At 40.9% G+C, this 26,374-nt stretch carries 56 protein-coding genes and 1 pseudogene; 12 read left to right on the top strand and 45 right to left on the bottom strand.

Going from position 1 to position 26,374, the window contains the following annotated elements; all coding sequences use genetic code 11:
* Positions 1-10: 10 nt before the first annotated feature.
* From D5F11_RS26890 to D5F11_RS21630, 8 genes are all read right to left on the bottom strand, one after another.
* Positions 11-166, bottom strand: a complete 156-nt coding sequence (locus D5F11_RS26890) for a hypothetical protein (protein WP_185830840.1) — start codon at positions 164-166, stop codon at positions 11-13.
* Positions 167-250: 84 nt separating this feature from the next.
* Positions 251-523 carry a hypothetical protein gene (locus D5F11_RS21660; RefSeq protein ID WP_120118314.1) on the bottom strand — a complete coding sequence of 91 codons (273 nt, stop codon included), beginning with the start codon at positions 521-523 and terminating at the stop codon, positions 251-253.
* Positions 524-712, bottom strand: coding sequence for a DUF3954 domain-containing protein (locus tag D5F11_RS21655; RefSeq protein ID WP_120118313.1), 189 nt, complete (start codon positions 710-712; stop codon positions 524-526).
* 1 nt (position 713) lies between these two features.
* A complete protein-coding gene (locus D5F11_RS21650; RefSeq protein WP_120118312.1) occupies positions 714-911 on the bottom strand; it encodes a hypothetical protein in 198 nt (65 codons plus the stop codon).
* A gap of 14 nt (positions 912-925) precedes the next feature.
* Positions 926-1,345 (bottom strand): hypothetical protein, encoded by a 420-nt coding sequence (locus tag D5F11_RS21645; protein ID WP_120118311.1) that lies wholly within the window; start codon positions 1,343-1,345, stop codon positions 926-928.
* 32 nt (positions 1,346-1,377) lie between these two features.
* Complete coding sequence (locus tag D5F11_RS21640) at positions 1,378-1,617, bottom strand: hypothetical protein (RefSeq protein ID WP_120118310.1); 240 nt, start codon at positions 1,615-1,617, stop codon at positions 1,378-1,380.
* A 34-nt stretch (positions 1,618-1,651) separates the two neighbouring features.
* Positions 1,652-1,837, bottom strand: coding sequence for a hypothetical protein (locus D5F11_RS21635; RefSeq protein ID WP_120118309.1), 186 nt, complete (start codon positions 1,835-1,837; stop codon positions 1,652-1,654).
* A gap of 34 nt (positions 1,838-1,871) precedes the next feature.
* Positions 1,872-2,120, bottom strand: a complete 249-nt coding sequence (locus D5F11_RS21630) for a hypothetical protein (RefSeq protein WP_120118308.1) — start codon at positions 2,118-2,120, stop codon at positions 1,872-1,874.
* A gap of 131 nt (positions 2,121-2,251) precedes the next feature.
* Here D5F11_RS21630 and D5F11_RS21625 point away from each other — a divergent pair, with 131 nt between their 5' ends.
* Positions 2,252-2,446, top strand: coding sequence for a hypothetical protein (locus tag D5F11_RS21625; protein WP_126646655.1), 195 nt, complete (start codon positions 2,252-2,254; stop codon positions 2,444-2,446).
* On the opposite strand, the gene D5F11_RS21620 is transcribed toward D5F11_RS21625, so the two are convergent.
* From D5F11_RS21620 to D5F11_RS21480, 32 genes and pseudogenes are all read right to left on the bottom strand, one after another.
* Positions 2,443-2,742: a hypothetical protein gene (locus D5F11_RS21620; RefSeq protein ID WP_120118307.1), complete on the bottom strand. Its 300-nt coding sequence runs from the start codon at positions 2,740-2,742 to the stop codon at positions 2,443-2,445. The genes D5F11_RS21625 and D5F11_RS21620 overlap by 4 nt on opposite strands.
* A complete protein-coding gene (locus D5F11_RS21615) occupies positions 2,739-3,062 on the bottom strand; it encodes a RusA family crossover junction endodeoxyribonuclease (protein ID WP_120118343.1) in 324 nt (107 codons plus the stop codon). The genes D5F11_RS21620 and D5F11_RS21615 overlap by 4 nt, the downstream gene beginning before the upstream one ends.
* Positions 3,063-3,234: 172 nt before the next feature.
* Entirely contained in the window at positions 3,235-3,633 is a 399-nt protein-coding gene (locus D5F11_RS21610; protein WP_120118306.1) for a hypothetical protein, read from the bottom strand.
* A complete protein-coding gene (locus D5F11_RS21605) occupies positions 3,626-3,931 on the bottom strand; it encodes a MazG-like family protein (protein ID WP_120118305.1) in 306 nt (101 codons plus the stop codon). The genes D5F11_RS21610 and D5F11_RS21605 overlap by 8 nt, the downstream gene beginning before the upstream one ends.
* Before the next feature lie 33 nt (positions 3,932-3,964).
* On the bottom strand, positions 3,965-4,186 hold the full coding sequence (locus D5F11_RS21600) for a hypothetical protein (protein ID WP_120118304.1): 222 nt from the start codon (positions 4,184-4,186) through the stop codon (positions 3,965-3,967).
* 134 nt (positions 4,187-4,320) lie between these two features.
* Positions 4,321-4,587, bottom strand: a complete 267-nt coding sequence (locus tag D5F11_RS21595) for a hypothetical protein (protein WP_120118303.1) — start codon at positions 4,585-4,587, stop codon at positions 4,321-4,323.
* A gap of 74 nt (positions 4,588-4,661) precedes the next feature.
* Positions 4,662-4,787, bottom strand: a pseudogene (locus D5F11_RS27575) (NrdR family transcriptional regulator); the annotation flags it as partial.
* Positions 4,768-5,061 (bottom strand): hypothetical protein, encoded by a 294-nt coding sequence (locus D5F11_RS21590; protein ID WP_120118302.1) that lies wholly within the window; start codon positions 5,059-5,061, stop codon positions 4,768-4,770. The pseudogene D5F11_RS27575 and the gene D5F11_RS21590, both read right to left, overlap by 20 nt.
* Positions 5,058-5,339, bottom strand: coding sequence for a DUF3310 domain-containing protein (locus D5F11_RS21585; protein WP_120118301.1), 282 nt, complete (start codon positions 5,337-5,339; stop codon positions 5,058-5,060). Before D5F11_RS21585 ends, D5F11_RS21590 begins: the two co-directional genes overlap by 4 nt.
* Positions 5,336-5,563, bottom strand: a complete 228-nt coding sequence (locus D5F11_RS21580) for a hypothetical protein (protein WP_120118300.1) — start codon at positions 5,561-5,563, stop codon at positions 5,336-5,338. The genes D5F11_RS21585 and D5F11_RS21580 overlap by 4 nt, the downstream gene beginning before the upstream one ends.
* Positions 5,560-5,988, bottom strand: coding sequence for a YopX family protein (locus D5F11_RS21575; RefSeq protein WP_120118299.1), 429 nt, complete (start codon positions 5,986-5,988; stop codon positions 5,560-5,562). Before D5F11_RS21575 ends, D5F11_RS21580 begins: the two co-directional genes overlap by 4 nt.
* 11 nt (positions 5,989-5,999) lie before the next feature.
* Positions 6,000-6,137, bottom strand: a complete 138-nt coding sequence (locus D5F11_RS26885) for a hypothetical protein (protein ID WP_185830839.1) — start codon at positions 6,135-6,137, stop codon at positions 6,000-6,002.
* Positions 6,138-6,153: 16 nt separating this feature from the next.
* Entirely contained in the window at positions 6,154-6,420 is a 267-nt protein-coding gene (locus D5F11_RS21570; protein ID WP_120118298.1) for a hypothetical protein, read from the bottom strand.
* Between the two features lie 14 nt (positions 6,421-6,434).
* Entirely contained in the window at positions 6,435-6,671 is a 237-nt protein-coding gene (locus tag D5F11_RS21565) for a hypothetical protein (RefSeq protein WP_120118297.1), read from the bottom strand.
* Between the two features lie 36 nt (positions 6,672-6,707).
* Positions 6,708-6,959, bottom strand: coding sequence for a hypothetical protein (locus tag D5F11_RS21560; protein WP_126646654.1), 252 nt, complete (start codon positions 6,957-6,959; stop codon positions 6,708-6,710).
* Positions 6,956-7,489 carry a hypothetical protein gene (locus D5F11_RS21555; protein WP_120118295.1) on the bottom strand — a complete coding sequence of 178 codons (534 nt, stop codon included), beginning with the start codon at positions 7,487-7,489 and terminating at the stop codon, positions 6,956-6,958. Before D5F11_RS21555 ends, D5F11_RS21560 begins: the two co-directional genes overlap by 4 nt.
* A 41-nt stretch (positions 7,490-7,530) precedes the next feature.
* Positions 7,531-7,728 carry a hypothetical protein gene (locus D5F11_RS21550; protein ID WP_120118294.1) on the bottom strand — a complete coding sequence of 66 codons (198 nt, stop codon included), beginning with the start codon at positions 7,726-7,728 and terminating at the stop codon, positions 7,531-7,533.
* A 190-nt stretch (positions 7,729-7,918) separates the two neighbouring features.
* Entirely contained in the window at positions 7,919-8,326 is a 408-nt protein-coding gene (gene ssb / locus D5F11_RS21545; RefSeq protein ID WP_120118293.1) for a single-stranded DNA-binding protein, read from the bottom strand.
* Positions 8,305-8,607 (bottom strand): hypothetical protein, encoded by a 303-nt coding sequence (locus tag D5F11_RS21540; RefSeq protein ID WP_120118292.1) that lies wholly within the window; start codon positions 8,605-8,607, stop codon positions 8,305-8,307. Before D5F11_RS21540 ends, ssb begins: the two co-directional genes overlap by 22 nt.
* 1 nt (position 8,608) lies before the next feature.
* Positions 8,609-9,055 (bottom strand): hypothetical protein, encoded by a 447-nt coding sequence (locus D5F11_RS21535; RefSeq protein ID WP_120118291.1) that lies wholly within the window; start codon positions 9,053-9,055, stop codon positions 8,609-8,611.
* Entirely contained in the window at positions 9,030-9,257 is a 228-nt protein-coding gene (locus D5F11_RS21530; protein ID WP_120118290.1) for a hypothetical protein, read from the bottom strand. The genes D5F11_RS21535 and D5F11_RS21530 overlap by 26 nt, the downstream gene beginning before the upstream one ends.
* Complete coding sequence (locus tag D5F11_RS21525) at positions 9,250-10,074, bottom strand: ATP-binding protein (RefSeq protein ID WP_245998287.1); 825 nt, start codon at positions 10,072-10,074, stop codon at positions 9,250-9,252. The genes D5F11_RS21530 and D5F11_RS21525 overlap by 8 nt, the downstream gene beginning before the upstream one ends.
* The gene (locus D5F11_RS21520) at positions 10,028-10,966 is read right to left on the bottom strand and encodes a hypothetical protein (RefSeq protein ID WP_120118289.1); all 939 of its coding nucleotides are present in this window, start codon (positions 10,964-10,966) and stop codon (positions 10,028-10,030) included. Before D5F11_RS21520 ends, D5F11_RS21525 begins: the two co-directional genes overlap by 47 nt.
* Before the next feature lie 15 nt (positions 10,967-10,981).
* Positions 10,982-11,554, bottom strand: coding sequence for a YqaJ viral recombinase family protein (locus tag D5F11_RS21515; protein WP_120118288.1), 573 nt, complete (start codon positions 11,552-11,554; stop codon positions 10,982-10,984).
* Positions 11,538-12,185 (bottom strand): Sak single strand annealing protein, encoded by a 648-nt coding sequence (locus D5F11_RS21510; protein ID WP_120118287.1) that lies wholly within the window; start codon positions 12,183-12,185, stop codon positions 11,538-11,540. The genes D5F11_RS21515 and D5F11_RS21510 overlap by 17 nt, the downstream gene beginning before the upstream one ends.
* A complete protein-coding gene (locus D5F11_RS21505; RefSeq protein ID WP_120118286.1) occupies positions 12,166-12,363 on the bottom strand; it encodes a hypothetical protein in 198 nt (65 codons plus the stop codon). The genes D5F11_RS21510 and D5F11_RS21505 overlap by 20 nt, the downstream gene beginning before the upstream one ends.
* Positions 12,364-12,442: 79 nt before the next feature.
* Positions 12,443-12,655 (bottom strand): hypothetical protein, encoded by a 213-nt coding sequence (locus D5F11_RS21500; RefSeq protein ID WP_120118285.1) that lies wholly within the window; start codon positions 12,653-12,655, stop codon positions 12,443-12,445.
* A gap of 98 nt (positions 12,656-12,753) precedes the next feature.
* Positions 12,754-13,026, bottom strand: a complete 273-nt coding sequence (locus D5F11_RS21495; RefSeq protein WP_120118284.1) for a hypothetical protein — start codon at positions 13,024-13,026, stop codon at positions 12,754-12,756.
* Positions 13,017-13,280, bottom strand: a complete 264-nt coding sequence (locus D5F11_RS21490) for a helix-turn-helix domain-containing protein (RefSeq protein ID WP_120118283.1) — start codon at positions 13,278-13,280, stop codon at positions 13,017-13,019. Before D5F11_RS21490 ends, D5F11_RS21495 begins: the two co-directional genes overlap by 10 nt.
* Positions 13,281-13,348: 68 nt before the next feature.
* On the bottom strand, positions 13,349-13,663 hold the full coding sequence (locus D5F11_RS21485; RefSeq protein ID WP_120118282.1) for a hypothetical protein: 315 nt from the start codon (positions 13,661-13,663) through the stop codon (positions 13,349-13,351).
* A gap of 12 nt (positions 13,664-13,675) precedes the next feature.
* A complete protein-coding gene (locus D5F11_RS26880; RefSeq protein WP_185830838.1) occupies positions 13,676-13,828 on the bottom strand; it encodes a hypothetical protein in 153 nt (50 codons plus the stop codon).
* A gap of 11 nt (positions 13,829-13,839) precedes the next feature.
* Positions 13,840-14,070 (bottom strand): helix-turn-helix transcriptional regulator, encoded by a 231-nt coding sequence (locus D5F11_RS21480; RefSeq protein ID WP_120118281.1) that lies wholly within the window; start codon positions 14,068-14,070, stop codon positions 13,840-13,842.
* 152 nt (positions 14,071-14,222) lie between these two features.
* Here D5F11_RS21480 and D5F11_RS21475 point away from each other — a divergent pair, with 152 nt between their 5' ends.
* The 5 genes from D5F11_RS21475 to D5F11_RS21460 all read left to right on the top strand — a co-directional run bounded on the left by D5F11_RS21475 (position 14,223) and on the right by D5F11_RS21460 (position 16,995).
* The gene (locus D5F11_RS21475; protein WP_120118280.1) at positions 14,223-14,573 is read left to right on the top strand and encodes a helix-turn-helix domain-containing protein; all 351 of its coding nucleotides are present in this window, start codon (positions 14,223-14,225) and stop codon (positions 14,571-14,573) included.
* Positions 14,574-14,585: 12 nt separating this feature from the next.
* On the top strand, positions 14,586-15,068 hold the full coding sequence (locus D5F11_RS21470; protein WP_120118279.1) for an outer membrane protein assembly factor BamD: 483 nt from the start codon (positions 14,586-14,588) through the stop codon (positions 15,066-15,068).
* Between the two features lie 76 nt (positions 15,069-15,144).
* Positions 15,145-15,621: an ImmA/IrrE family metallo-endopeptidase gene (locus D5F11_RS21465; protein ID WP_245998285.1), complete on the top strand. Its 477-nt coding sequence runs from the start codon at positions 15,145-15,147 to the stop codon at positions 15,619-15,621.
* Positions 15,615-15,788 (top strand): hypothetical protein, encoded by a 174-nt coding sequence (locus D5F11_RS26875; RefSeq protein WP_185830837.1) that lies wholly within the window; start codon positions 15,615-15,617, stop codon positions 15,786-15,788. The genes D5F11_RS21465 and D5F11_RS26875 overlap by 7 nt, the downstream gene beginning before the upstream one ends.
* Before the next feature lies 1 nt (position 15,789).
* Positions 15,790-16,995 (top strand): site-specific integrase, encoded by a 1,206-nt coding sequence (locus D5F11_RS21460; protein WP_245998284.1) that lies wholly within the window; start codon positions 15,790-15,792, stop codon positions 16,993-16,995.
* A 74-nt stretch (positions 16,996-17,069) separates the two neighbouring features.
* On the opposite strand, the gene groL is transcribed toward D5F11_RS21460, so the two are convergent.
* A complete protein-coding gene (groL, locus tag D5F11_RS21455; RefSeq protein WP_120118278.1) occupies positions 17,070-18,704 on the bottom strand; it encodes a chaperonin GroEL in 1,635 nt (544 codons plus the stop codon).
* Between the two features lie 54 nt (positions 18,705-18,758).
* Positions 18,759-19,043, bottom strand: coding sequence for a co-chaperone GroES (groES, locus tag D5F11_RS21450; protein ID WP_120118277.1), 285 nt, complete (start codon positions 19,041-19,043; stop codon positions 18,759-18,761).
* A 403-nt stretch (positions 19,044-19,446) separates the two neighbouring features.
* Here groES and D5F11_RS21445 point away from each other — a divergent pair, with 403 nt between their 5' ends.
* The 6 genes from D5F11_RS21445 to D5F11_RS21420 all read left to right on the top strand — a co-directional run bounded on the left by D5F11_RS21445 (position 19,447) and on the right by D5F11_RS21420 (position 23,805).
* A complete protein-coding gene (locus D5F11_RS21445; protein ID WP_120118276.1) occupies positions 19,447-20,250 on the top strand; it encodes a basic amino acid ABC transporter substrate-binding protein in 804 nt (267 codons plus the stop codon).
* Between the two features lie 80 nt (positions 20,251-20,330).
* Positions 20,331-21,035, top strand: a complete 705-nt coding sequence (locus tag D5F11_RS21440) for an amino acid ABC transporter permease (RefSeq protein WP_244862216.1) — start codon at positions 20,331-20,333, stop codon at positions 21,033-21,035.
* A complete protein-coding gene (locus D5F11_RS21435) occupies positions 21,032-21,754 on the top strand; it encodes an amino acid ABC transporter ATP-binding protein (protein ID WP_120118275.1) in 723 nt (240 codons plus the stop codon). The genes D5F11_RS21440 and D5F11_RS21435 overlap by 4 nt, the downstream gene beginning before the upstream one ends.
* Positions 21,755-21,876: 122 nt before the next feature.
* Entirely contained in the window at positions 21,877-22,782 is a 906-nt protein-coding gene (locus D5F11_RS21430; RefSeq protein ID WP_120118274.1) for an AEC family transporter, read from the top strand.
* A gap of 88 nt (positions 22,783-22,870) precedes the next feature.
* Complete coding sequence (locus D5F11_RS21425) at positions 22,871-23,614, top strand: CPBP family intramembrane glutamic endopeptidase (protein ID WP_120118273.1); 744 nt, start codon at positions 22,871-22,873, stop codon at positions 23,612-23,614.
* On the top strand, positions 23,611-23,805 hold the full coding sequence (locus D5F11_RS21420; protein WP_120118272.1) for a YdiK family protein: 195 nt from the start codon (positions 23,611-23,613) through the stop codon (positions 23,803-23,805). Before D5F11_RS21425 ends, D5F11_RS21420 begins: the two co-directional genes overlap by 4 nt.
* A 457-nt stretch (positions 23,806-24,262) precedes the next feature.
* Here the strand turns inward: D5F11_RS21420 and ssuE are convergent, their stop codons facing one another.
* From ssuE to D5F11_RS21410, 3 genes are read right to left on the bottom strand one after another with little or no spacing between them, the layout of a single operon-like run.
* Positions 24,263-24,808, bottom strand: a complete 546-nt coding sequence (ssuE, locus tag D5F11_RS21415; protein ID WP_120118338.1) for an NADPH-dependent FMN reductase — start codon at positions 24,806-24,808, stop codon at positions 24,263-24,265.
* A gap of 1 nt (position 24,809) precedes the next feature.
* Complete coding sequence (locus D5F11_RS26870) at positions 24,810-24,974, bottom strand: hypothetical protein (RefSeq protein ID WP_185830836.1); 165 nt, start codon at positions 24,972-24,974, stop codon at positions 24,810-24,812.
* A 40-nt stretch (positions 24,975-25,014) separates the two neighbouring features.
* Positions 25,015-26,367 (bottom strand): LLM class flavin-dependent oxidoreductase, encoded by a 1,353-nt coding sequence (locus tag D5F11_RS21410; protein WP_120118271.1) that lies wholly within the window; start codon positions 26,365-26,367, stop codon positions 25,015-25,017.
* Between the last annotated feature and the right edge of the window lie 7 nt (positions 26,368-26,374).

Below are 26,374 nucleotides of genomic sequence, written 5' to 3'. Positions count from 1 at the left end.
ATTGGTGGATTCATAACCACATCACACTCACAATGAACCCAGCGATTGCCGCAATGCATAATGGAAATAGATTATTTCTCAATGCTTTGTCCTCTTTCTCTCCCACAATTCCGAGGAACGAAATTCCAATTATGATCAATATAATTATTTGAAATGCTATAACCATTCTCTTTTCCCTCCTAAAATATAAAAAGACACCAAAAAGCTTTCGCCTTTCAGTGTCCGTCGGTTCTTCCGTAAGGACTATTTATTATGTTTTACTTTTATCAATATAAGAAACACCTTTTTCAATTAATTTTTTAGCACACTTTTCGCACAACAAATGATTTTTCATACCCTTCACAAAAGCCAAACTAATACGTTCATTGTTGAAAAAGTCTTCTTTACATAGATGACATTTTTTATCTTTTTTCTGATATCGTATTCGGGTAAAATCCTTGGTGAATTGAAACATGTGTAGTCCTATTTTTGTGAATGTTTTTCTTAATGGCTTTCGCTCAATTACGACCGTATATTCGCTCAATCATATAACCTCCTGCCCCTCTATCCTTATTCGTTCGTTCCGATCTACATCAAGGACCTGTCCATTTTTCCAAATGATGACGTCCTGTCCATGCTCCCGAGCTGTTATTTTAGTGAGCTTCCCCTTTTTCACTACATATGCTGCATCCTCTGTCAGGTTGATCACTGCCTTTGTTGTGTTGTCGTGCATGTTAGTCCTCCCGTTTGTAGTTCAGAAAGTTTAATAGTTCCATTTGTGTTTTTCCTGTTTCTACAATTTGTTCTGTGGATCTTTTTATAAGAAATGTGATTGTGTCTAGGGCATCTTTTTCCATTCCGACAAGATGGACCTTTCCATCCAATTCAAGAAGTATGTTAACCGTGGCATTGTCAATAGACCTTTTTTCCACCCCGTTCCCTCCTGTCATTCCTTTAGTGACTTCCATTCTTCCACGAAGTACATCATGTCAACTTCCGCCTGAGCATCACCTATTGCGTGGTCTTGCATTATTTTTACAGCTTTTTCTAAAGCTTCCCGATAACGTTTGTTTTCTAATTCCAAATCTGACACAACATCCGATAAGCTCTCTGCATGTTTTTTCCACTTACCCGACCGTTCTATTTCCTTCTGCTGTTCCTCCACTCGTTCAGCTTGTTGGATAAACCATTTTGCGTGGTATCTCATTAAATCTCTGCAATATTTAAGCGCGATATCTTTGTCATAACAATTTTCATACTTATCAACGAGATTTTTGATCGCTACTAAGTGTTCTTGTGTTTCTTCCAACCGTTCCACATCACTCACTCCCACTCTGCCCCGCAGGCCTTGATTGATTTGTTGCATGGGATCACCGCCCTTTTTCTCCGTACTGTGAACTAAACATCTTCATCGTCTAAGGCTTTTTCAAAGGCTTCTGTAAATACTGATTCAATGGTGTGAAGTTTGTCGGCTATGTCGTAACCAGTGAAAATTTTATCCTCTCTAAGATTTACTCGACCTTTATATATAGCGATTACATTCGCATTTACCAGTTCGACTGCCTGTTCTTTTGTAAATACATCATCAGCTTTTACTCCCATTTTTCCTAAATACTCTTCAATAGATTTAACTTTCACTTGTTTAACCTCCTTGTCGCACAGTCTTTATCCACTACCTCTTATACTGATCCCCTGCATGGGATTTAATATCAGTTATAAGCACTGCTGAAACGTTATCTTTTTCCGTAGAATTAAGAGTCTCCAATGCCTTGGTTATTGCGGTAAACCCATCTTTGCTTTCAATTTCTTTTCTTTTTGAGCCTTTGTGTAAAAACTTAATCTTTACTTCAAATACCATAGGTATCACCCGCCTTGTTATTTCGAACTGTACGTTAATCTTCCCAATCCGTATCGTCTTTGGCTAAAAAATCTTTGCGACACTTCGGACACTTCGCTTGGTAATAAGGGAATCGGCTGTCATCAAAGAATCTGAATTGAGTTCCTTCTCCACAATGAGTACATTCCCAATACCCTTGAATATATCCACTTTTATTAGGGTTGTCCTCGTTAACCATATAAACCGTATAAGGCTTATCACTCATGCGTTCATTGAAGTATTCAAATGGAACTAATATAGTCATATTTTCACCTCTTCTTGCCTCGCAATTTGACTCATGCCCGCTTATACTGATCCGGATGCTGCAACGTGTATTGTCTACCACTGACCTGTATCACAGTGGGCGTTCCCTTTTTAGTTTTGAGGATCGTTACAATGGGACGATATTTATCTCCCTTCTGCCTCATGCTATCTTCCATCCTTGCCGGATGCGGGCTTTTACTTCGTGATTTTGAAAGTAATCATACTGCCAAACAGGTTGCCCTTCCTCTATTCTGTGAAGAAGGTAGTAACCGTGGCGGTATTTTTGTTTTCTTTTCATGGAATCACTCCATTTTCATTTCAGGTTAATATTCATCTATAATTTCAACATTCATTTTTAACTTACGATGATCGTATAACCCTAGTCGTTCAGCTATCTTCATCATTTGATTAGGTTTGTTTTCCTTTTCTAAGAAGATTAAAGCTCCAGCACAATGTTGTTGTTCTGATGTATGTTTTTGTAATGTTTTGTGACAAGTAAAGGTCATACCGGCTCTAATGTCGTCAACAATGCCCTCTATCCGATCTTCAGCTAAAGTTTTGTTTGTGGAGCTGCCTTTTATAAATGGACAATCTTTACAAGGTGTTTTTAAATCAAATTTCATCCTTCCATTTCCTCCACCCTTATTTCCACCCTCGGATTCTCTTTATCTACCGAAAACCGATGCCATATGTCTCCAATCTGCGCCCATCCGTCATTTTTGATGACGCCAGCTTCCACAAGACCATCAAAGATGAATTTCTGACCGCCCATGATGTTGTCTTTATCTTTCCTCCGATCCTTGCAATACCATGTGATTTCAAAGTTAGCTTTATCTATTTTTGGTAGGTTCCTAGATTTCAAGGCGACAAGCCTTGTGTATGTACGCTTCATATTTGCGTATTGCATATGATGTTTTTTGCTTGCCGCCACTATTTCATTCATCGTGGGGAATTCCCCTGGTATGACTATCTCAACCACTTACACCATCCCCTGCCTGTCGATGCGCTCACAGTAAAGTTTGTATAGTTGCACAACGGACATCCTTTCCAGTGAGTCTCGGTCATAGCCGTTGCTTGGCATTGCTAATAATTGCTCCACGTACCATTCTTTGCTTTCAGTCATTGGAATCATCCTCGATGGTCCATTTTCCTTTCCACATACCAAGCAATGAATAATCGCCCAAATCAGTGGAACTTACCCTAATGTGTTTTTGATCAGGTAATAGCTTATCCCACAATTCAACTACATCAATGTGACCGTGATAAAAAACAACCTTACCTGCTTCATGAGCCTTCATAGCATCATCGAAGCTCACAAATTTAGGAAGGATACGCCATCTTCTTCCCAAGTCATAAAGGTGCAGGCTATTTCTGCCGCCCCCATTACTTGTATTGTTAAAAACAATTTTGTCATATTCATTCCATTTAGCTGTCAGCTTGCCATCGTCACTCTCCGCCACTTCCCCAACCTTCAACGTATCAATCATCTGCCCTGTGGTTAGCCATTCAGACATTCAAGTCAGCCTCCTTCACAAACACGCCGTTCACCATTTTCCCTTTCCGGTCCTTGATTTCCTCATATGCCAACGCCGCACATTCTTCTATACTCGTTCCCAACTGCATTGCCAATATCGTGAGGACAATGTACATATCTCCTATGCCATCTTTAGCAAGCTCTGGTCTGTTTTTGGCCCTTGCTTGGCATAACTCTCCGAATTCTTCTCCGAGCTTTAGAATTTGTTTGTTTGGGTCTGCTGTATGTAGATTCCGTTCCTCTGCCCATTCTTTTATTTTCGTTGTTAATTCCTGCATTATTTTTACCTCCGTTTTTCTCCGTACTGTGTGTTAATCAAAAGAAACTGCTTCACCTTCATGTTCTTCAATTAACGTCCTTACATCGTGGGCATATGGTTCATCTACATTTACAACCAAGTACCTGTTTTCTTCTTCCTTTCCTGCTCTAAATCTGCCTGCGTGAATATCTCCGCAAATTTCCATTAGTTGTTCCTGCTGTTCAAAAGAACAATATTTTTCAACATCCTCTGTTTTTAAAACAATGTATTTCATAGCTTCACTCCCTCACTTTTTGTATCAAGCCCGCACTTCCTCTTTCTTTTTACTCTTCAAAAGATTCGTGTAACAATCCATACAAAACGATTTATCCCAATAAATCGCCGGCAGCTGCTTACACTCGATGCAGGTCATGTCAGTTCCTCCGTTTTCCCAATGGCGTAATTAAACAAATCTTCATCCCATGTCGAGATTGCCATTTCTACAAATACAGGTTTCGCATCTTCTACGGCTTCCGGTAATATCGCATCATAGCTTTCTAGCGAGTCAGGGCTGGCGCTCGATGTGTAGCTATTGCCAACAAATTGAACCATAACGTTGTAATTAAGAATCTGATCAATCCAGCCAACCTCTGCGCCCCTGCGGACCCACTCACCGACCTCGAATCGACTAGGCATCACTGCCGCCCCCTTAAAGGTTATTGATAAACGTCTTGCTCCACCGGTAACCCGCAATCCCTGTAGACATATCCAACCTTCTCAAACGTTACAAACCTTGTGTCACAACTACAGCAACTCCGGTTTCTCTTGATCAAACTCTCACTGACTGGCCGAGAATCAATTACCCTAGTATTTTTCTTACAAGAAGGGCATTTCACCTATAAGACCTCCATCCCTTGGCTTTATTTTATTTTTCACTCCTAAATCAAGAGCAAGTATGAGAATCTCTTCTTGCGACCGCTGGAAATACCGTGACAACTCGTCCAAATTTATTCCCTCTTCCCAAAGGATGCGGAAATCTTTTACTTGCTGTCTTGTCCATATGAAATTCATGTCCTCGCATGCTAGATATGTTTGACCTGCCTTGTTTCGGAGGTAATGACCTTCCAATTTGCCGATGGATCTGTTTTCTGACTCAAGGGTTATACTCATTTTTGAAGTGGCTCCCCCTTCATCGAATCAATTGCCCAACCAAGATAAATTTTTGCTTTTTCTAAATCTTCTAGCCCGTTTTTATATTTGTGTCGTGATAGATACTTAATTACGTTGCCGATGCAATAACCTTGAAATTCTTCTGCTGTTTGAACGTCCTTTATATAATCAATGGTTTCGATTGTTCCCGCTGTATAGTGTGGTGGATGATTGACTAGATCAGCTTCGACTTCCCGGAAAAACCTATCTTCTTTTTTTCTTACTTGATCTTGGTTCATTCCGCATCCTCCAGATATTCATCTTGATCTAGGATTTCGAAGGCCATGCTTCCGTCTTCGTTTTCCGTTCCCCCCAATGGCTCATCATCCAACATTGCAAAGTATCCGGTTGGATAAAGCTCTACGCAATTTTTGTGGTAGAATTTATCATTCACTTCGATAACATCATCATTCCAACGAAAAGGATCTTCGCAAGCTTCACACCGCTTTATTTTTTCACTCATTCCGCCACCTCCAATAAGTGACTGTGTTCGTAGATGTTGCCGATGACTTCTTGTTCTGTATAGAACAAGAAATGTGTTCTGTGGTCATTAACATTCCTTGAAACAAATGCACTATGACCAAATTCAATAATTCCCAAATTCCCATTCATAATGATTTGTTGGTATCCATCTTTTGGATATTGACGAACAACATCCCCCTCAAAGATTTCCACGCCGTTCTTGTCTTTGAGTTCGGTGTATTGACCAATCGTTTCACCATTAATTCTCAAATACTGACCATCACTCACAAACCTTCCATTGTTTCCATAGGTATCAATGCACCATTCGCCTTCGTGCTTAGACACAAAACCATACACCCAGTCTTTTTTATAACTATTTGGAAATGATTCTTTATCAAGCTTCGCCCTGAATTTTATCTCCCGCATTTCCACCCCTCCTAGGCTTGTTCGGCTGATAACACTACACAGCCCATATTTTTAAGTTTGCTTACAACATCATCTACAGATGGAGCTTCCTGAATCGAAACATCTTTTAGACCCTTCTTCGGATCAATGAATAAAACTCTTACGGTCATTCCCGCCCCTCCTGTATCAATTAATGGATTTTAGTACATTTTCAAAGTCTTCCAGCGATCCTCTTTCAACCTTGAATGTGTTTCCTGAATCAATTGCGCAAATATCTTTGGTGAAGATTTTAATCGTCCAGCCCTCGTCCATGATTTGCAGGGTTACATTGCCTTTTTTATAAGTGTCTACAGTCCACATTCCACCGACCGTCTTATAATTTCTTGGTACATAGTGAGCGCTTTGCCTGACCATTTTTTCTATCTGATTAAAAATAGATTTAAAGCTAGTCAATTCTCCCACCCCTCCTAAATCAAAGAATCTGATCGTTTTTTATCAATTCTTATGGTATAAACTAGCCAAGTAATTAGAATCGTCCCTTTTAACCCTTCGCTCCCGGTCTTTACTGATAATCCCCACTCAAAAAACCATCCACCACCAAAGCTACCTAGTGCGCCGCAATCTCTGCGCTCAATTTTGATTGTTCTTTTCTTCGTTTTAAAAGTCTTAATAAACGGCTTTGTTCTCTTTTGTATGAACTCCAATGAAACCCCTCCTAAAAATAAGCATTCAGTTTGAAATCAGATCTGCTGTTTTCTATAACCCCGCACTTTCCATACGACTAGATACTTAACGAAACCAACTTTTTGAATAGAAACTAATTCAACACTAGGATTTTCGTAATCCTGTGCACCTTTCTCTCTGGCTGATTTTTCTGCATCGTATATAAAACTCGGTAAATTCCTTTTGAATACACAAGGAAATATCGTGTAAATATGCTTAAATCCTAATTTTTTTATGTTTCTCACCCTTTCATTAAGTCGTAGCATCAAAACCAAGCCGCCTCACTAGCTTCCGCATCTACCCGGAGAAATGCGGCCTTCCGTTCTTCTTCCTGCATAAAGGCTTCGTATGCCTCCGGTGATGTGTTTTCCACTAGCCCCTCCATAAACAGGTCATATACATCCTTGTAGTAATGCGGGCCGTAAAGTTGTTCATGATGTTCCTGCAGCTGTTTCAGCATCGCCGGATTACCGTGTACACCGTTCGGACTGTTCTCATGATCTTTCGTGCATACAAACCTAAGATTGCGCCATACGCCCCTCCCGCTGATTGTCCTGGAATATCCTTTCGGCACCACATGATGACATTCCAAACTGTGAGTAGTGCCGCAGAAGAAACATTCAAATCCGTGCATGTCAATCGTTTTGTTGTATGTCTCCCTTGTGATACGGCCTCTTATTGATTTCATTGGGATTCTGCGTCCTCTATACAACTCCGGCTTGCTATGCTGTTTCCGTTGCTTGACTGGCACTTTCCGTACCTGTTCTGCTTTGCTGATAGGATGAAAACCAAAACTCATAGGATCGGCTCCTTTTTGATTGGTTTGAAAAGTATCACTTGCTATCCATTAATCTCTCTAATTTCAATCGTTCCGCAATTTGATGGGTTTATAATTACCTTTTTCCCATCTTTATCTTCTCCGGTAAAAAAACCAACTGCCGGCATGTGGTTATTCCACCGTTTCATAAACCCTTCTATATCATTTTCAAATTCGTAATACATTGATGCACCGTTAAACATTACGTGAACTGAAACCATTTAAAACGCTCCTTTTTGATTGGTTTGTGGGTTCGAACTGTCCGCTATTCCGTTGCCAAAACGCGGCATTGTTCACAAACATCATAGATAACATCTTGATAATCAACCGTTGTTGTGGCTTTATCGATCATACATAAATCGCATTCTTTTTCCTTGCCCATTAAACAACCCCCTTACTTCATAATTCGTATTAAAAAGGCAAATCCTCCGAACTCATATCCACCGGCTCTCCATCCTGGAACGGATCTCCCGAATCACGCTGTTGTCCGCCGCCTTGCTTTTTCGGCTCCAGGAATTGCACACTGTCAGCGACAACCTCTGTCACGTAAACTCGTTTCCCGTCCTGCCTCTCATAGCTTCGTGTTTGGAGCTTTCCGTCCACTCCGGCAAGCGAACCCTTGCTGAGATAATTCGCCGCGTTTTCAGCAGGTTTACGCCAGACCACGCAATTTATAAAATCCGCTTCACGTTCTCCCTGTTGATTTGTAAATGTGCGATTAACTGCCAGTGTGAAGCTGGCTACAGGCACACCGTTTGGCGTGTATTTCAAGTCAACGTCTTTTGTAAGACGTCCGACTAATACCGTTCTGTTGACCATGTTTCTTCCTCCACTTCAACTTCAACCCAATCAAAATTCTTGGTGATATTTGTGTATCCAAAATCGCAGATTGCACCAGGCCCAAACTTTTCAAGTATGATTCTTTCATGTGTTTTCATACTTTCGATTTCTTTTTCTTTATCAAAAACTAGTTGTGCCTTCTGTATGTCGTCTGTTAAAAAATCAAGTTCCTCGTCGTCCGTTAGATAAAGAGTTTCATTACCGTGATGTTCTTCCGCGATCTCCGGTTTCAATCGCAATACCCATGCATCTTTAGCCAATTCAACTTCCTCCCTGCGCTTCAATTGATTTCAGAATGTCCTTCAATGCCAGGCGCGCCCCTTCGTAAGTCTGCGCTATTCCCCTCCAAGTGATATAGTCACCCTCATACTTCGCCGCTTCCGTTAGCTGTGCACCCTTTGAAATCCGGGACAGGTACTGTGCATCCGTTCCTGTCTTGCCACTGTCCCGCATCTGCTTGTACTCCTGCCCTTGTGCTATCTCTGCCATGCCTTCGTAGTATTTCTGCTTCTTTTTGTGCCATGCTGCTATGTTCCAGGCTTGCCGTTCCGCTTTGGTGTACAAGTATTGGAGTTTGCCAATTTCGTAAGGTGCCAGGTGGTCCATGCGACTGTCCAGCTTCTGGATTTCATCCAATGCCTTTTCGTGAGACCTGTGGAAGTCGTTTAACAATTTCAGATCGTTATCCAGTTTTTGTTGAGCACCCATTTCCTTTCAACTCCCTGAATCTTTTTCTAGCAGTAATCCCGACCTGCCGTTCTATGAATCTCACGGCTCCTTCATGATCAAGACCAGTAGCTTTTTGCAATTGCCCGAGCAACGATTCAAACCGATGTTCGTATTCTACTCCGCCGAACTTTCCCCATTGCCCGACTGTGATGACGATCTGATTTATAATGTGTTCATGCATAATCTCTGCTTCCTTTCATGAATTGACGCCTGCGGTAATCAGTTCCGTTCATGATTATTGGTTCTGAATTCATCATCATTCGCGAAAATATTCGATTTAAGTCTCTTGTTGACTCAAAATCAGATGACGATAAGTTGGTAGTAAAGACGCTACTTTTCCCTGCGCGTTGATCAATGACCTCGAAAATTTTCTGCATTCCCCAACCGGATATGTCACCTTCGGCTCCTATGTCATCGAATACCACTAAATCAGCATTTGTTAGAGTTTGAATGATTTGCTCTTCCCCAAATTCGCTGCTCTTGTTGTATGTACCGCGTATTTTTGTAAGCAATTTTGGAGTAGAAATAAATATGGTTGTGTATCCTTTTTTAGTTAGTTCCTTTGCGATAGATACAGACAAATGGCTTTTCCCTGTACCAAATGAACCTTGAAAGAATAGATTCCTAGGATTCTTCGGGTCAAAGGTTTCAACGTACTTCCTTGCTTTCTGATAAGCCTGTCCAAATTCACCGCGCTCAAAGTTTTCGAAAGTGGCATCCTGCAAAGATTGATTAATAAGGCTGTTTTCTTCAAAAATGAACCTTGTTCGTTCTTTTTTCGCTGCCTGTCGCTCCTGTTTCACCTTCGCAATCAGCTCGCAGTCGCAACCGATTTTTGCTATATCTGTCTGTCCTTTTAGCGGACCGATTGTTATCGTGAACTCTTTGACCCAAACCTCTTTCCTACACCCCATACAGCAATACCTTTCTAGGATTTTTTGAGGGGCGATTTTAGAACCCGTAGTCGTATTCTCCAGAACTTGCTTTATTAGATTCAAAGGACTGACCTCCCCTGCTATTTTTCAACTTCATTAGGCCCCGCCTAGCTTCTGGCTCTTTTGTATTCCGCAGAATCCCAAGTGTGTATTGCTCTTTTTTGTCATCATGGTTTTCAATGTGGTTCCATATCGCGTAATTGATTTGGTTGGCAGAGTATTTCTGTAGTTTTTCAATGAAGTTGACTAAGATGTTCGCTGAAATGGCGCATGTCTGCCTTGTAAGTCGTACACAATCAAAGTAAGAAACAAGTAACTTACGATTAACCCCAGAAGGTATAGCGTTGGTTCGCGAAGCGAAATCAACAAAGATTTCTGTATCATCGGTTGAAGTCAAATTTTTATTTTTCACTGGAGCTTCGGTGATATATTCTTTTAATGTTTTATTGATGTTATTAATGCTGTTAATAAATGCTGTTATAGTGTGGTTTTTGAGTTGGTTACCTTGTTGGTTAATGGGTTGGTTATTATCATTCTTCAAATCGTCTTCCTCCTTACTCTCGCAAGGAGTTTGAACGTCTCCTTGTTGGTTGTCTTGTTGGTTACCTTGTTGGTTTTCGAGTTGGTTAATTTTCTTGCTATAATTTTCTAGTTTTTGGAAGTCATCATAGTTTTCAATAGTGATGATTAACCCTTTGTTTTTCTTGTAAGGCTCCGATTTTATATAACCTGCATCAGTTAGTCGTTTGATGGAACCTCTTATATCCCCCCGCGTCCATCCTATTTTTTTAGATAGACTGATTGATGAAGTGATCAATTGACCTCTCTTGCAGTTTCCTTCTTTGTAATTCGCATCATCGATAAAGTGTTGGTAAAGCATCTTGTCCTTTATACTTTCAAACTGTAATCGGGGCTGGATTACAAACCCCGAAGCTTTTAACCTGTTTTCCTCCATTGCCCCGATCGCTCCTTATTTTGGAAAAATACTTATACTCTTGCAGTGCTCCAAGTAATCTATCTTTTGTTTGTGTACTGTGATTTCGTCCGTTGTAACAGGTACCATTACCTCAAAAAGTTTACTTGGAACAAGGCTTTCAAAAGGGTTTGTCATTAATGCTTTGTCAACTTGGTACGCAATTATGGACGCTTCACTTAAGCCAAAGATGTACATGTAATGAATCAGCTGGCGCTTGTAATTTAACGGGACCTTTTCTTTCAAGAACCACTCAAACGCCTTGTTCGTTGCTTTAACGTCTGACACCTTATTTCCCAAGATGTAATCCGTGTTTGCTCTGGCAATCCCTTTAACCTTCTGCGCTTCTCGAATCCCTTTAACGTTGTTTACTCGTTCATATAAGTCCAAAATGTCATGCTCCAAAATCGTCCCTACAGACATATGAATGTTTGAGAAAGAATCACTAGGTGATTCAGATAGTTTGCTAGCCCACCATTTTTTAAAGCTGGCAGATTCATAGTTCATGTAGATCATATTTGCTTCTGAACCACCTATAAATTGATTCCTATCATCAGTTGTTTTGATCATTCAATATCACTACTAACTGGCCGATTAATATTTTCTTGGCAGCATGATCATTTGACCTATAAAGCTTGTGAATCTCTTCTTTAGTCGTTTGCAAGACTGCGTAAAGCTCGTCCTTGTCTCCGATTTTTTGGAGGGCCTTTGCGAATAAATTTGTTATCTGATCGTTTAATGAGGCTGTTTCATTCTGATAAAGTTCTTTTTGGATTTCTTGATCTGTGTTAATCATTTCTTCTTCCTTGATCCAAAGGCTTAACCCTAATCCGGTGTTGATGGCTACTGCCTTCACAAATCCCCTCTGCTTGGCTTTATTAATGTCCAGTTGGTTTGGGTTGCTTACTGCATAGATCCCGTTCACAACCGGATAATCTTCCTCATATCGATTGCCATCAATATCCACCCACACACTAACAAATGGTGATTCTCCGTTTGGATTGTAAAAACAAGGGTAGTCATTCCCGTTCTTTTTCATTCCGTACTTAACACTTTCGGCGCCATGTTGATATAGCAGCTTGATGCAGTTGGCCCATTCCAGGTAATCCAATGTAAGGTCTGAATTCTTTTTAACTGGCCTTTTCGCGACTTCATTTGACAAATCAACTTGGAATAATTCATTAAACGGCTTTAATGCCAATTACATCTTCCCCTTTGTCTCTTGTGTCATATTCCAGTGCTTCGTATATTTCAACCCACTTTTCAAACTTGCGACATCCTGCTTCCATTGGGGCGAGTTCTTCCAACATTTCATAAAAGCTTCTCAGCATAGGATTTTCAGGTTCAAAAACTGGGCCGTTTGGAGTGTCGAAACTCATTTCAATCCCTCCATCTTTTGTGGTATAATGTTTGTATCAAATATTTTTCGCTAGCTTCCTTTTGCCGAAGGAAGTTTTTTTATGCGTATTTTCTCTCTGCGCCAAGTAACTCAAGGACTTTCTGTGCATCGTATGATAGTTCTTCAATGACAAATGTCTTATCGTCATATTCAAATACCTCATCCCTTGCATGTATTTCATTGCCGAGTGCATCTGTACCCGAGACTTTCACCGTATCATTCCAATGACTGTCCAGGACCATAGGGTTTTCTACTTCCTGTCTTAGGTTCATTTTCGGATCTCCTTTCGCTGATAATGAAACTGGTAATGCATAAGGCCGATAGGACGATTAACGGGATTCCCCACATGATTAAGGCTGTCCAAGTTTTGCTATCCATTGAGTAACCCCTGTATGATGACAATTCCCATTCCCTTTTCCTTGGCTTCTTGTATGATGGCCTGAACTTCGTCACGATGCGCTTTCTCCTGTTGCATCTTGTACAACTCTTTAAATGAACGTAGGGCGTTTTCTGTAGCAACAATAGCTTGCTCGTAATCTCCCTCTACCAGTTCCTGTCTCATGACATAAATGCAATCCATGATGCAGATTGTTTCCTTAAATGCCGCTGGGTAATCTTCGGCCAAAAAATTGTTTACATCCATAAAATGAACCCTCCCATCATTTGTAATACGTTTTGGATAATGCCGACACCGTCCATCCCGAACATAAAAGCAACAGCAACCTCTGGTGCGTTCGATGCTAATATCATTTGTCGGAATAAGTGTAGATCCGGCAATTTATCATCATTTTCAAACTTGCTTATGTCTGATTGGTTAACATTAAGCTCTTCTGCAAACTCCTCTTGCGTCAAACCTCTTTTCTGTCTGAGCGCTTTGAACACTCCCCCAAATTCCATTTTTCTCACCTCCCCTCAATATTCCGAATCGGAATGGTAGGTGTATGGCTTAAGCTAGTAAACTAGTATTAAGAAATACCTTTTAAATAATTGGTGTTGTAACGAACGTACTCGATGTTGTCCTTAATCCACTCAAAAACTTGGTCTCTTGGATAACGGGCTTTCGTGATTGTAGACCTTGGAAATCCTTCCATTCGAATGATGTTGTCAACAGTTGGCATCGCCACTTGAAATATCTCGGTTAGATGTGTTTTCTTAAGCGTAGGAGGATATGCATATTTGTTTCGAGCATCCTCCACCCCTTGTTCGTAGGCTTGTTGGCACATTTCTTTTATGGTTTCTGCCAAAAGATTTTGATTTAATTCATCAATAGCGCTTTGCATTAGATCACCTCCTTACGGAAACTGAATTGCCTGTTGTTTACATATTTCATCAAGTTCAATTTCTAAGCTTTTAAGCACTTCTGGAACTTCGGCAAAGGTAACGCCGTTATCTACCAGTGTTTTCAACATCTCGTTAATGACTTTTTCTTTTTGTTTGGCGTTCACTAGATCAACTCCTATATGGCTTGTTTCGTTTTGGACGAATCGTCCAGTTGTTCTTCAAAAAAAATTTCGTCTACCGTCTGATTTAAAGTGTCAGCAATTTTTTTTGCCAAAATGATTCCTGGTGTTCTTTTTCCTTGTTCAATCTTGTAGTAGTATGACGCCGATATACCAATTTTTTTGGAAAATTTTTCAACGTCTGTATAACCTTTTGCAACTCGTTGTTGTCTCAAATTACGTCTCACAATCTCACCGCCTTTTATTGGACGAATTGTCTTGTTGTTATTATCATATTGGACAATTCGTCCTATGTCAACACTTTTTTACCCTTTTTGTCCAATTTATTTTATAGATTGGACAAATAGTATAATATAGGGGGTAATGGAGGATAAAACTAATGAAATTTAACGATAGATTAAAATTTCTAAGAAAAGAAAATAAATTTAGTAGGGATGATCTAGCTAATAAATTAGGCATCTCATATTCAACTATTGCTAAATATGAATCAGGAACAAGAGAGCCAGATTTCGAAACACTAGAAAAGATATCTAACATATTCGAAGTCTCAATTGATTATTTATTAGGACAGGATACAAGTTATAGTGAATTAGAACACTACAAAAACAAGATTTCTACGGAGTTCCCAGATATAGACCTCATGTTCAAGGATATGGAATCCTTAACAGCAGAAGAAATGAAAGAAGTTTATGAGTATATAAAATTTAAGATGAGCCAGAAAAAACAGTGAGGAGAAATTCGATTGAAAAAAATAACTTTAGCATTGGCATTTTCTTTGTTGTTAATTGGTTGTGCTTCTGCTTCCGAAAGCGCGAAAACTCCTATCACTGATGCATCTTCAGAAGAAAAAAACGAAGGTATGTCGGAGGACTCTATACTACTGTACATGGAGCTAATTACAGGGAAATATTTAACAGTTGATATGTACGAAAAAGATAGCACAAGGCAGTTGGAAGTTATCACGAAAGCTCTTTTAGACGTAGATTCAGCCGTAAGTGAAATAGAAGAAGAATACCCAGATGATCAGGCCGCAAAAGAACTTTTGAAGTTAGCAGATGCCGTAGAGGTAGCTTTGAATAAACTGTTGATAGGAGAACACGCGACCAAAGGTAGTTATTCTGAAAAAACTGGTGAAATTATTGGAGATATATCGAGGACTTATCTAGATGGGGAGCTACCACCGTCGGTTAGAATTCATACAGGAGTAGAAAATGCAAACAATTAAAACATGGTGTACCAAGTACACCTTTTCTTTTAACCAAAAAACAAACATACGTTCCTTTCAAAGAGGGGGTCATATCTTGCGTTCACATCTTGAGGATTACATTTATGAGCTGTACAAATCAATCGGGGTAATGAATCCTACAGATTTAGATATAAAATTCATAGCCAGTAAACTAGGGGTAAATATTACTTATAAACAAAAGGCGTTCAGATTCGATGATGAAATTATTTTGGTGAAAGGAACCGAAAGTGAGGAATGGATGGAATTTGGACATGAAATTTGTCACTTTTTAAGACACTACGGTAACCAATTAGACATGCATCCGTTGTTTATTGATCTACAAGAATACCAGGCTAATTATTTTGCATATCATTTTTGCGTACCTACTTTTATGTTAGATAGGTTGTTTAATTACACTTTATCCGACATTATGAATCTATTTAACGTCGGGTATGAGTTTGCGAGTAAACGCTTAGATATGTATAAAAATAAAATTTATTCAAGAGTGCTATTGAATGGGCATGCCAGAATAGGAGTGATCAAGCATTGGTAAAGAAAAAAGAATCTCTGACTAACCTATTTCCAGTAACTAAGATGGTAAAAATACCCGTATATTCAACTATACGTTACGAAAACGGAAAATTGGTCGGTGATATTGAAGGATACGTTGATACACCGATTGAGTGGTTGCAGGATGATATAAAAAGGAAGGAGCATTAATGTGGCTAGTTTTCAAAGCTATAAAACAAAGAACGGCGAAAGGTATATGTTTAAAATTTATACTGGCATCGATCCAGCCACAGGCAAGAGAAAGCACACTACCAGGAGAGGATTTAAAACCATCGGAGAGGCTAGAACTGCAGCAAGGCATATGGAGAATGAAATTGAGGCAGGCAATAGTTTGAAAGATATCCACATTACCTTCAAAAGTTTTAGTGAATTGTGGATAAACATTTATCAGGAAGAAAGAGGGGTAAAACCTGGTACCATTAGAATCAGAAGGCATGAAATTAATAATTTGCTGCCATTTTTTAAAAATATTAAGATGGCCGACATTACTCAAGAGCAATATCAAACAGCTTTAAGCAAGTTGAATCGACAGTTTGCAAAGAACACATTGGCAGGCATACATAGAACTGGGAGGATGATATTCAGAAAAGCATTGGAGAAAGAGGTTATAAAGAAAGATCCGACTGAATTTGCCTATATTCCTAAAGCAGCCCAAACCATTGAGGAGTTAGATAGTTTTTATGAGTTACCGAAATATATGGAAAAAGAGGACTTGGCTTTATTTTTGAAAACAGCCAAAGAAAAAGGATTGGATCTGGATTTTGAGATATTCGTCACCCTAGCCTATACAGGGATAAGGATTGGTGAGCTTTGTCCGTTAAAGGAGACGGACTTAATAAAAAATAACGATGGAAGTTATTTGCTCTCCATCACTAAAACTTATTACAACCCAAACAATAACATAAAATCCTTTAAGCTTGTGACCCCTAAAACCATATCATCAAGAAGAATAATTGATATTGATAATCTTGTTGTGAATTGTTTACAGTCGGTTATTGAACGAAACAAAGAAATAAAACGAATTGTTGGCAAGGAATACTTGGATGAGGGGTTTATATTTGTAAACAACGGTACAAATCCCGGATACCCTATTTATGTAAAGATCATTCAGCAAAGAATGAAAAGAATACTGAAACTGGCAAATCTAAACGAGTCATTAACCCCTCACTCTCTACGGCATACACATACATCTTTATTATCTGAGGCGGGAGTTAGCCTAGAAAGGATCATGGAAAGGTTAGGTCATTCCGATGATGATATCACTAAAAAAGTTTATCTACATACAACTGAAGCTGTCAGAAAAAGAGACGCAGAAAAGTTTTCCAATCTGATGAATGGCGTATTGGATTTTGACTAAATATGGTCAAAAAATGGTCACGGGATAAACCCATGACCATTAAACATTGATATTATCATGTTTTTTTACGTTTATTACATCATGCCAGGCATTCCGCCCATGCCGCCCATATCAGGCATGCCCATGCCGCCGCCTTCTTCAGCAGGCTTGTCAGCAACTACTGCTTCAGTTGTAAGAAGCATAGCAGCTACGGATGCAGCGTTTTGAAGCGCGTAGCGAGTAACTTTTGTTGGGTCAACAATACCAGCGTCGATCATGTTTACCCATTCGCCGTCAGCAGCATTGAAGCCGATGCCGATTTCTTCTTTTTTCAGACGGTCAACAACGACAGATCCTTCAAGACCAGCGTTTTGAGCGATTTGACGTACTGGCTCTTCAAGTGCACGAAGTACGATTTTAACACCTGTAGCCACGTCGCCTTGACCTTCGATCTCAGCTACTTTGTTGTATACGTTAACGAGTGCAGTTCCACCACCGGAAACGATTCCTTCTTCAACAGCTGCACGAGTAGCGTTCAATGCGTCTTCAATGCGAAGTTTGCGCTCTTTCAACTCAGTTTCAGTTGCAGCACCAACTTTGATGACAGCTACGCCGCCAGCTAATTTAGCCAAGCGCTCTTGAAGTTTTTCCTTATCGAACTCAGAAGTTGTTTCTTCCAGTTGCGCACGGATTTGGTTTACGCGGCTTGCGATGTTCGCAGAGTCACCAGAACCTTCAACGATTGTTGTGTTTTCTTTGGATACAACAACCTTAGCAGCGCGTCCAAGAGATTGGATTGAAGCTGTTTTCAGGTCAAGACCAAGATCTTCAGTGATGACCTCTCCACCAGTTAAGATCGCAATGTCTTCAAGCATAGCTTTGCGGCGGTCACCGAAGCCAGGAGCTTTAACAGCAACTGCGTTGAATGTTCCACGAAGTTTGTTCACTACAAGAGTAGCCAAAGCTTCACCTTCAACATCTTCAGCAATGATCAACAAAGGTCTGCTTTGCTGAACGACTTGCTCAAGAAGCGGAAGAACTTCCTGGATGTTTGTAATCTTTTTGTCAGTGATCAAAATGTATGGATCTTCAAGAATCGCTTCCATTTTGTCAGAATCTGTTACCATGTAAGGAGATGCATATCCGCGGTCGAATTGCATACCTTCCACGACATCTAACTCAGTAGTGAAACCTTTTGATTCTTCAATAGTGATAACACCGTCGTTTCCAACGCGCTCCATTGCTTCTGCAATAAGTTGCCCTACTTCTTCGTCACCGGAAGAGATGGAAGCGACTTGAGCGATGGACTCTTTGTCTTCGATTTGCTTGGAAATGTTATGAAGCTCTTCTACAGCAGTAGCAACCGCTTTTTCGATTCCTTTGCGGACACCGACTGGGTTCGCACCAGCAGTAACGTTTTTCAAGCCTTCTTGAATCATTGCTTGAGCAAGAACAGTAGCTGTAGTTGTTCCGTCACCGGCTACATCGTTTGTTTTGCTTGCAACTTCAGATACAAGCTTTGCACCCATGTTTTCGAATGCATCTTCAAGCTCGATTTCTTTTGCGATCGTTACACCGTCATTTGTGATGAGCGGAGAACCGAATTTTTTCTCAAGAACAACGTTGCGTCCTTTTGGCCCCAAAGTAACTTTTACTGCATCAGCCAATTGATCTACACCGCGAAGCATCGCACGGCGTGCATCTTCGTTAAACTTAATGTCTTTAGCCATTTAAAATATCCTCCCTATCGTTGAATTCTCTCATATAAAAAGCGTTCTTTTTTATTAGCCGATAACAGCCAATATGTCAGACTCACGTAAAATTAAATATTCAGTACCTTGGTATTTCACTTCTGTACCAGCGTATTTAGAGAAGATGATTGTGTCTCCTTCGGATACTTCCAGTGCAACACGCTCGCCGCTGTCAAGTACACGTCCTGTTCCAACAGCAACTACTTTACCTTCCTGCGGTTTTTCCTTCGCAGAATCCGGAAGAACGATGCCGCTCGCTGTTTTCTCCTCTGACTCCACCAGTTCAATGATTACACGATCCCCAAGTGGTTTTAACAAGTGAAACAACCTCCTTAAAGTATATGTAGATTTTTCATTAGCACTCTAACACCATGAGTGCTAACACAAGTATTATATTAAATAATTTGTTTTCCATTTGCAAGCCTTAACCATTCATTTTTAAAAAAAGTTTCTCCATAATTCGAGTCATCCGTAGGAGGCAATTTGTCGGAATGCGGCGTTTTTTCAGTCCAATAAACTATTCTGCACAAACAACAGGGGGTCTGACCCCCGCTGCGATAACGCGTTAAAGCGTTGATTTCGCTCTAAAACACATTTTTCAAAAATAATTGTCATATTGATTCACTCTATCAATTCGCTTATAATTGTGGTAATCATCAGAAGTAACAGAAAAATTTCGGACTTCAGAATGATGTAGAAAATAACAAGGGGGAAAAACATTATGAAAAAGGTATCACGCTTTTGGTCACTGGGTTTTCTCTTATTAAGTTTGACTGCCCTATTACTTGGCTGCGGAAAAGGAACAGATGATGCGGAACCTGCAAGCGGCAGTAATGACGACAGCGACGGTAAGAAAAAACTCGTTGTCGGAACAGATGCTACATACGCACCAATGGAATATATGGATAATAACGGAAATATCGTCGGTATTGACATCGATATAGTGAAGGCGATTGCAGAAGAAGCTGGTGTTGAAGTTGAATTTAAGAACATCGGCTGGGAGCCTCTTTTTCCTGCAGTAGAGAACGGAGAAGTGGACTTCGCGGTTTCTTCTATTACAATCACAGAAGAGCGCCAGGAATCCTTTGATTTTTCTGAACCATACTACATCGCTAACCAGGTCATTCTTGTGAAAAAAGAATCGGATATTAAATCCTTCCAAAATTTAAAAGATAAGAAAGTTTCCGTTCAAATTAACACAACAGGCCACACAATGATGAAAGAAATTCAAGGCAAAACAAGTTCTAAGATCATAGCTTCCGAAACAATGCCGCTTGCCATTGAAGAGTTACTTAACGGAAATGCGGACGCATCTGTTGGAGATAACTCCACCGTTAACGAGTACATTAAAAATAATCCGAACGTAGAAGTTGAAATCGTTGAAGATGACAGCGCGGAAAAAGAATATTATGGATTGATGGTTAAAAAAGGAAACTCTGAGGTTGTCAATCTATTAAATGAAGGAATCAAAAAAGTTAAAGAGAACGGAAAGTTGAAAGAGATCACCGGCTTTGATGTTGAGTAAGAAGTTGCTTCTTAGTCTATGAACATCGTTTACTCAATCTGGAGGTGGTTATAATAGATTTTTTAGATATTCGGCTGGATATGATTTGGAACTACAAGGAGCTGTTTATCCGGGGGCTGTGGATCACCCTGGCCCTCACCGCTGTCGGTTATGTAAGCGGAATCATTTTAGGTCTGTTTATCGGAATGGGCAAGCTGTCCAAAAGAAAATGGATCTACTATCCTTGTAAATACTTTGTAGACTTTTTCCGTGGAACACCGCTATTGGTGCAGATCCTGCTTATCCACTTAGCCCTTATTCCGTCCGTATTTGGACACTCCCTAGGATATTTTGTATCTGGATCGATTGCTCTTGCGCTTAACTGTGGAGCCTATAATGCAGAAATTATCCGGGCAGGAATCCAATCGATCGAAAAAGGACAGATGGAAGCGGCTAGATCACTTGGGATGCCAAGAAGCGTAGCTATGAAACATATCATTCTTCCGCAAGCGTTCCGGCGGATGGTCCCTCCTCTTGGGAACGAATTGATCGCATTATTGAAAGACTCATCTCTTGTCACTGTTATTGCGGCAAACGACCTGCTCTACGCGGGTAAAGTTGTTGCCGGAGCTTACGCCAGATTCTGGGAGCCCTATATAACAGTAGCTATCTTATACTTAGTCCTCACCTGGCTATTTACAAAAGTGATAGCCTATGTGGAAAAACGTTTCAGCAATAGCTACATTCCGCGGCAAAGGAGACGAATATTCACATTTGGCCGCTCAACAATAGAGGTGAACAAATGATTAAAATTCAAGGGCTTCATAAATCGTTCGGACAACTGCAAGTCTTAAAAGGGATCGATTACAAAGTGAATGAAAAAGAAGTCATCTGTGTCATCGGGCCGAGCGGATCGGGAAAAAGCACTTTCCTTCGCTGTATCAACCTATTGGAAGAAATCACAGATGGTTCCATTTATATTGACGGCGTCAAAATAAATGATCCCCAAACAGATATAAATGAAATCAGGAAAGAAGTGGGAATGGTTTTTCAGCAGTTCAATCTTTTTCCTCACATGACAGTACTCGATAACATCACAATTTCTCCGATAAAAATCAGGAAAATGAATCTTCGTGACGCCGAGGAGCTTGCGCATCAGTTGCTACAAAAGGTCGGTCTCGGAGACAAAGCAAATGCCTATCCCGAGCAGTTATCAGGAGGTCAGATGCAAAGAGTAGCCATTGCCAGAGCGTTGGCGATGAGACCAAAAGTCATGCTATTTGACGAACCCACCTCTGCCCTTGACCCCGAAATGGTCAAAGAAGTCCTTGATGTCATGAAACAATTGGCAATGGATGGAATGACCATGGTGGTTGTAACACATGAGATGGGATTTGCGAGGGAAATGGGGGACCGCGTATTGTTCATAGACCAGGGGCTCCTTGTTGAAGAGGGACCTCCTGAACAAATTTTTGGCTCACCGAACAACGAGAGGACGAAGGCGTTTTTGAGCAAAGTTTTATAGTATTCTATCAAAGTCCAAACCATCTCTTAATAGATGGTTTGTTTTTTTTACAATCTCAGTCCATCTGCTTAGCCTCTATTTGGTATGATAGAGTAAGATACACAAATGGAGATGAACGCCCCGTGGACTTGCTTTTAATTGTACTACCTGTTTTTTTAATATTTTTTGCAGGATGGCTTGGGCAAAAGCTCATCGGATTCGATATAAAATCCATTTCGAAAGTGGCGCTTTATTTGATGTCGCCATTTCTCGCCTTCCGTACCTTTTATACAAATGAAGTCACGATGGACTATATTTATATCTTTCTATTTTGTTGTCTTTTATCGTTCATTCTAATTATAGTCACTTGGATAACGGGCTTGCTCATGCGATCGGACAAGCAGAAGCTCTCGGCAATGATTCTGGGCGGAGCGTTTATGAACAGCGGAAACTATGGAGCACCAGTCGTACTGTTTGCCCTCGGGGCAGTTGCCTTCGATTATGCGGTCATCATGATGGTTTTTCAGTCATTTTTGATGAACTCAATTGGAATCCTAGTGGCGTCGATTGGTGGAAAAGAAAATGCATCGATTCGGGATGCTGTCATGCAAGTGATCAAGATGCCTGTCATTTATGGAGCAATCCTTGGTCTTGCTTTACAGCTTCTTTCCATTCATCTGCCTGGTACCATTATGAATGCCGTTGAACTCGTTGCAGACGCCTCCATTCCGACCGTCATGCTTGTACTCGGAATGCAGCTGGCCGCCATGCAAAGAAAGCGAGTCGCCTACAGGTTCGTCTCAGCTACTGTTGGCATTCGAATGATATTGTCACCGTTGATTGCTCTTCTTATTTTATATTTCTTGCCCATGGATGATTTGATCAAAGCCGTACTTTTCATCCAAGCGTCCATGCCGGCCGCAGCCAATACGACTTTGCTGGCAATCCAATTTGATACAGAGCCTGATCTAGTTTCATTCACAACGTTCATCACGACGATTGTCAGTTTGCTGACGATTCCATATGTCCTATTCCTTGTAGGAGTATGAGCCTCGAAGGCTCCCGGTTTGAATCCCCTTGTATTTATTAGTAAAATGGGATTTGCGGTTTTTATATCGTTGAAAGGGACTTAACTTTATGAATAGAAGATATATCTTTATTGTCATGACCTATATTGCTATGCAGCTATCCGTCTTTATCGGTATGCCGCTTTTTTATGCGATCGGAATAAAAGGCTTCAACCTTTCTCCTAAGGAAGCGGAGATCCAAGCGACAGGTTACTGGCTTGTTTTTAGTTTTTTCGTTGGACTGGCCATCGTATTGTTTCTTCTTTGGAAAAATGAAAAACATAATAAAATTGAACGGGCTGCCCCCCTTTCATTCGGCCTGTCCCTTGCTTGGGCCGTGGCCGGGATTTTCATGGCCTTTTTTGCACAAGTCATCGCAGTAGCCATTGAACAGGTGATTGGTGTAACTCCGGGGTCGGAAAATACGCAGGAAATTTTAAAGTTGATTGATCTCTTTCCTGCAATTGTTTTGATTAGCTCCATTATCGGGCCAATCCTAGAAGAAATTGTTTTTAGAAAGGTCATCTTCGGGACGCTCTATAACCGACTGCCGTTTGGAATGGCGGCAGTCATTAGCTCTGTCATCTTTGCTTTTGCACATATGGAGCCAATCCACTTGATTTTATATACAGCAATGGGATTTGTCTTCGCTTTTTTGTATGTACAAACCAAAAGGATTATCGTTCCAATTATCGCTCACGTCATGATGAACACACTTGTCGTTGTGGCGCAGCGATTCGTCCCAGAAGACCTGGAGAAAAATATTCAAAGCTTTATACACTCGGTACAGTGGATGGGAGGTTTCTTTTTATGAGGTCGCCGTTATTTTCCGGCTTGATCTATATCACGCTTGGGGTCGTGTTCACTTTTTTCGCCGTTCAACAAGTGAAGTTGAACGAATGGGGTTTCATGGCATACTTACTGATCGTTTTAGCCACCTTCGATTTTGGGGCAGGCTTTCGACTGATCTCTCTCCACTTCCGCTTAAAAAATGGACAAAAATAAGAAAAGCGAAAGGCGCGTAGCCTTAGGCGACAAGCACAAGGCGAATTTTGATGTGGGAGTTCCTCAGCCACCACAGCAAAGCTGCTTATTTCAATTACATCATGAGAGCTTCCTTAAGTTGCTTCATGCAGCATTACGACGAGGGAAACATATGCTTCCTTGAATAAACTGTGCCACAGGAGCACATTCTTCCTGAATAAACTTCCGCGTGAGTTGATCCTTGCGCCGATGGCGCTTGGCCGCCTCAAGCCGCCACATCCTGTGGCTTCGGTGGCACTATTACTTCCTGTACGTCGGCAGGCTCAGGCGCGACGTCCTGTACGTCGTACCTGAACATTAAAAAACTTAATTCGAACAAAATATTTCATCTTAAATAAAAAATCAGGTGAAGGCAACCATTTTTGGTTTCCTTTCACCTGATTTTTTAATCAACAGCACTTCGTGCCCTTCAATACCTTCAAATAGCTACTAGCCGATTATTATTAACAGCGCTGATAAATTCATGAAGCCGCTTTTTGGTCCTGGATAAAATCTCATCTTCAAGAAACGGGCTTCCTTCCAAATGCTTATCGATTTGGCTATCCAATACATAAAGCCCCTGTAAACTATGCCCTTTTAAAGAAGCAATGAGCGGTTTCAACGAAAATTCAACTGCCAATAAATGTGCCGGGCTTCCTCCTGTCATCAGTGGAAAAACCGGTTTATTTTTAAATGCATCCTGTGGTAGGACGTCTATCAAGGTCTTCAAGGCACCTGAATAAGCTGCTTTATAAACCGGTGACCCGATAATGACACCGGCTGCTCCTTGAATGTCGTAAGAAATTCTTTCAATTGCCGGACTGTCAAATTTGCCATAGATCAAATCCTCCGGTGGCACATCTTTGACAGATATATACTGTACGGAAAAACGCTCCTTTTCAAGCAATTCTCCTAAATACTTCAATACTTTATCGGATCTAGAAAATGCTGATGGACTTCCCGACAAGATCACAATATGACTCATTTCATTCCCTCTCCTTATCAAATGCGCCTTGGCATATTTGCGCCCAGATTTTATCGAGCTCCGCTCGGTAAATTTCCTCTGAAAATCTGTGGCATTCGCCGGTGGCTTTAACTTTATTCAGCCGGGGTTTGCCCCCCCACTGAATGGAATACCAATAGGCTTTCATCTCACCGCTTACAGAAGTGGGAGACTTCTGCTGAATGAAGTTAAAACGTGCTGAACTGCTTTTCTTTTGATACAAAGCGGTTTTCTGGAACCTGTAAACCGAGATGTTCACGAAGCGTGTCTCCCTCGTAATCCAGGCGGAACAAACCTCTCTCCTGTAAAATTGGAACAACGTGCGTTACGAAATCATCCAGGTCCCTTGGCAACAGCGGAAATTGTATCATAAACCCATCTGCCGCTTTTGCCGTAAACCATTTTTCTATTTCATCAGCTACCTGCACCGGCGTTCCGATGAATCCATCGCGTTTTGCAGCTCCAAAAAATCTCGTATATAAATCTCCAACTTTTAAATTCTCTTGATCAATTATTTTCTTCATTTCATTAAACTGGCTTTGAATACTGTTCACCTTGGGAAACTCTACTTTGCGTGCGGGAGTATCCAGTGTATATTTGGAAAAATCCACATTTCCCATATATCCTGAAACGAACCTTAAACTTTCATAAGGATCAACAAGCTGTTGAAGTTCATTATATTTTCGAACAGCCTCTTCTTCCGTTTCCCCAACAATTGGAGAGATTCCATGAAGAATATGAAACTCATCTTCTTCTCTATCAAATTGCTTCAGTTGTGATTTCAGTTTTTGATAAAACTGTTTGGCTTCTTCAAGATCATCCCAATGGGTAAAAACAACTTCCGCTGTGCGGGCTGCCAACCGCTGTCCCGGAACAGAGGCACCCGCTTGAATGATCACAGGCTGCCCCTGCCGTGACCTCGCAATGTTCAATGGACCTTTCACTTGGAAATATTCCCCTTCATAACGAAGCTCATGCACTTTCTCCGGATGATAGAATTGCCCGCTTTCCTTGTCATAAATGAACGCATCGTCCTCCCATGAATCCCAAAGCCCTTGGACGACATCAATGAATTCCTCTGCTCTTTCATATCGGTGATCATGTTCCCAATGCTTTTCCCTGCTAAAATTTAGGGCTGTTTCGCCAGTGGCGTCAGCAGTCGTGACAACATTCCAGCCGGCTCGGCCGCCGCTTATATGATCAACTGAAGCAAATTGGCGTGCCAGCACATAAGGTTCACTATATGTCGTTGAAGCTGTCGCAGCCAGCCCGATTTTTTCAGTTGCCGCAGCTAATGCCGTAATTAACACAACCGGATCAAAACGATTCAAGATATGTGGATGCGACTCATGGTTGATCGCCAAACTGTCGGCAATGAAGGCGAGATCAAATTTCCCTTTTTCTGCAATTTGAGCAAGTTTCTGCAGAGCCTTCACATCGATGCTTGCAACCGGGTTCGATTGTGGGTGCCTCCATGAAGTGAAATGCATGCCCGATCCGATCAAATATGCTGCTAGCTTGATTTGTCTTTTCCGTGCCATTTTGAAA

This window comes from Siminovitchia terrae, assembly GCF_003605405.2.
GTDB lineage: Bacteria > Bacillota > Bacilli > Bacillales > Bacillaceae_C > Siminovitchia > Siminovitchia terrae.
Note: the sequence above shows the minus strand (reverse complement) of the source record. Positions and strands in the feature narration are given on the sequence as shown.